Annotated in this window: 2 protein-coding genes and 1 pseudogene; 2 read left to right on the forward strand and 1 reads right to left on the reverse strand. The window is 65.7% G+C overall.

Features of this window, described 5'->3' with window-relative positions; translation table 11 throughout:
- Positions 1 to 353 (forward strand): annotated as a pseudogene (locus tag Q4E95_RS12120) (alanine dehydrogenase); the annotation flags it as partial.
- Positions 354 to 376: 23 nt separating this feature from the next.
- Here the strand turns inward: Q4E95_RS12120 and Q4E95_RS12125 are convergent.
- Positions 377 to 1,786 (reverse strand): amino acid permease, encoded by a 1,410-nt coding sequence (locus tag Q4E95_RS12125; RefSeq protein ID WP_303383549.1) that lies wholly within the window; start codon positions 1,784 to 1,786, stop codon positions 377 to 379.
- A gap of 263 nt (positions 1,787 to 2,049) precedes the next feature.
- On the opposite strand from Q4E95_RS12125, the gene Q4E95_RS12130 reads away from it, so the two are divergent.
- A complete protein-coding gene (locus tag Q4E95_RS12130) occupies positions 2,050 to 3,336 on the forward strand; it encodes an adenylosuccinate synthase (protein WP_303383550.1) in 1,287 nt (428 codons plus the stop codon).
- The last annotated feature ends 1 nt before the right edge of the window (position 3,337 follow it).

A 3,337-nucleotide genomic window follows, 5' to 3' on the forward strand; every position in this document is an offset into this window, starting at 1 on the left:
TGGTGCGGCGAGAGCACCTGAAACTCCTCAAACCCCACGCGCTGTTGGTGGATGTGGCCGTTGACCAGGGCGGTTGCTTTGAAACGACCCGTCCCACGAGCTACGACGACGCCACATATTACGTTGACGGCATACGTCACTACTGCGTGGCGAACATGCCCGGAGCGGTTCCCGTCACCGCAACACAGGCACTGACCAATGCCACCATGCCGTACGTGCTTAGGCTGGCCGGTGGCGTCGACCAGGCGCTGGCAAGTGATCCGGGACTGGCCGAGGGGCTGTCCACGTTCCGGGGCGTGCTGCGCTCACCGGGTGTGGCGGCCACGTTCCCGGACCTCCCCGCGGAGCTCTAGCCGGGCTCCGGATGGCCGGAGCGTCAGGTGCGGGGAGCGGCGTCGTCCGCGGAGACCGAACCCGCCCGCGGCTTGATCAAGACCTTGCAGGCCAGGGCGATCAGGCACACCAGGATGAACGTGGCGATCAGCTGGAACCGGACCGCGGAATCGAGCAGGCCCAGGATGATGATCGCGGCGAGCAGCGCCAGCGCGAAGTAGGACAACCACGGGAAGAGCCACATCTTGAGCGGTGACTCAACACCGGCGCGGTCCGCGCGTTTACGCAGGATGATCTGAGAGATCAGCGCAAGACCCCAGACCACCAGGCACGTGGAGCCGATCACGTTGAGCATGATGTTCAGGATGGTTTCGGGCCACAGGTAGTTCAGCACCACCGCAATGAAGCCGAACAGCACCGAGGTCACCACGGCGGCGCGGGGTACTCCGCGCATGGAGGTGGCGGCCAGGGCATTGGGGGCGGAACCACGCCGGGCCAGCGAGTAAAGCATGCGCGAGCTGCCGTACACGTTGGCGTTGAGCGCGGACAACAGCGCCAGGATGATCACGATATTCATGAGAACGTCCGCACCGGGGATGCCCGCCACATTCAACACCGCCACGAACGGGCTGGACGAGAGTTCGGTGTTGTTCCACGGCAGCACCAGAACCATCACGGTCACGGCGCCCACGTAGAAGACCAGGATGCGGACCAGGATGGTGCGAATGGCGGCGGCCACATTGCGCTGGGGGTCTTCGGTCTCGGCGGCGGCAATGGTGACCAGCTCCGTGCCGCCGAACGCGAAGATCACCACCAGCAGTGCCGCCGCGACGCCCGTGATGCCGTTGGGCATGAACCCGCCGTGCTCGGTGAGGTTACTCAAACCGGGGGATGGTGCGGGGAGCACGCCGATCAGCAGGAGCACGCCCACGGCCAGGAACGCGACCACCGCGGCGACCTTCAGCAGGGCGAACCAGAACTCGGTTTCACCCAGCGTGCCCACGCGCACCAAGTTGATGGCGGTGAAGATCGCCATGAAGATCAGGGCCCACACCCACTGGGGCAGGGATGGCCACATCTCGGTGACCAGTTGGGCGGCAGCCGTGGCTTCCGCGGCGACCACCACCACGATCTGAGCCCACCACAACCAGCCGAGCGCGCGGCCAATGGTGGGGCCCATGGCCTTGCCGGCGTAGGTGGAGAACGCGCCGGAGGAAGGATCCGCCGCGGCCATCTCGCCCAGCGCGCGCATGACCAGCACGAGTAGGAGGCATGCCACCAGGTAGGAGATCAGCACCGCGGGACCCGCAGTTTGGATGGCGGCGCCCGTTCCCACGAACAGGCCGGTGCCGATCGCGGAACCCAGGGCCATCATCACCAGGTGGCGCGGTTTGAGGTAGCTGCCCTGCGCCTTCTGAGCGTGCTGGGTAGTGCTGTGGGGAGTGTGCTCCACGGGTCCCTCGTGCCGAGTGCTGCCGCCCGTCCCCTGTGCTGACACGGAGGGAGCGGAGTTGGGGCGCGGATTCGACGGACTCATAGCCTTCAACGTTACCCCGTTGGGACTCCGTCCCGGCACCGTTTCCCGGCGCGGTGAAAGGTCATGAGGCTGTGGTTGTCGTCGCACCCCGTTAGAATCGGGAGGTACGTGCTCGTGGTGCGTACATCTCAACCGTTGTCGTGCCAAATGGGTTCGCGCCCGGGCAGGAGAATTCTGCAATGCCAGCAATCGTGATCGTCGGGGCCCAATGGGGCGACGAGGGTAAGGGCAAGGCCACGGACCTCCTGGGTGGTCGAGTGGACTACGTGGTCAAGCCCAACGGCGGTAACAACGCCGGGCACACCGTGGTGGTGGGTGGCGAGAAGTTCGAGCTCAAGCTCCTTCCCGCGGGCATTCTCAGCCCCAACGCGACCTCGGTGATCGGCAACGGTGTGGTCATCAACCCGCAGGCCCTGTTCGAGGAGATCGACGGCCTCGAAGCCCGCGGAGCGGACACCTCCCACCTGCGGATATCGGCCAACGCCCACCTGGTGGCCCCGTACCACCAGACCCTCGATCAGGTCACCGAGCGGTTCCTGGGCAAGCGGGCCATCGGCACCACCGGCCGCGGCATTGGGCCCACCTACATGGACAAGGTGGGTCGTCTGGGCATCCGCGTTCAGGACGTGCTGGACGAGTCGATTCTGCGGCAAAAGATTGAGGGCGCCCTGCGTCAGAAGAACGAGCTGCTGGTCAAGCTGTACAACCGCCGCGCGTTCGAGGTGGACGAGATCGTGGAGTACTTCATGGGCTTCGCGGACCGCCTGGAGCCCATGATCGTGGACTCCACCCGCCTGCTCAATGAGGCGCTCGACCGTGACGAAGTGGTGCTCATGGAGGGTGGCCAGGCCACGTTCCTGGACGTGGATCACGGCACCTACCCGTTCGTGACGTCATCCAACCCCACCGCCGGGGGTGCGTCCGTCGGATCGGGCGTGGGTCCCACGCGCATCACTCGCGTGATCGGCATCCAGAAGGCCTACACCACGCGCGTGGGTGCCGGCCCGTTCCCCACCGAGCTCTTCGACGAGATGGGGGAGCAGTTGCGCAGGACCGGCGGCGAATTCGGCGTGAACACCGGCCGCCCGCGCCGCACCGGCTGGTACGACGCCGTCATGGCCCGCCAGGCCGCACGCATCAACGGTTTCACGGACCTGTTCATCACCAAGCTGGACGTTCTCACCGGCCTGGACGAGATCCCGGTGTGCGTCGCCTACAACGTGGACGGTCAGCGTTTCGATGAAATGCCCATGACCCAGTCCGACTTCCACCACGCCGAACCCATTTACGAGAACTTCCCGGGCTGGAAGGAAGACATCACCGGTGTCCGCAGCCTGGAGGACCTCCCGGCCAACGCTCGCGCGTACATTGATGCGCTCGAGGGCATGTCCGGTTGTCGGATCTCCGCGATCGGCGTGGGCCCCGACCGCGAGGACACCATTGTGGTCCGGGACCTGATCGACTAGT

This window comes from Kocuria sp. (assembly GCF_030536815.1).
GTDB classification, from domain to species: Bacteria; Actinomycetota; Actinomycetes; order Actinomycetales; family Micrococcaceae; genus Kocuria; species Kocuria gwangalliensis.

Coding starts and splice junctions, on each gene's coding strand:
- Q4E95_RS12130 (WP_303383550.1), top strand. CDS start 2,050: ATGCCAGCAATCGTGATCGTCGGGGCCCAATGGGGCGACGAGGGTAAG.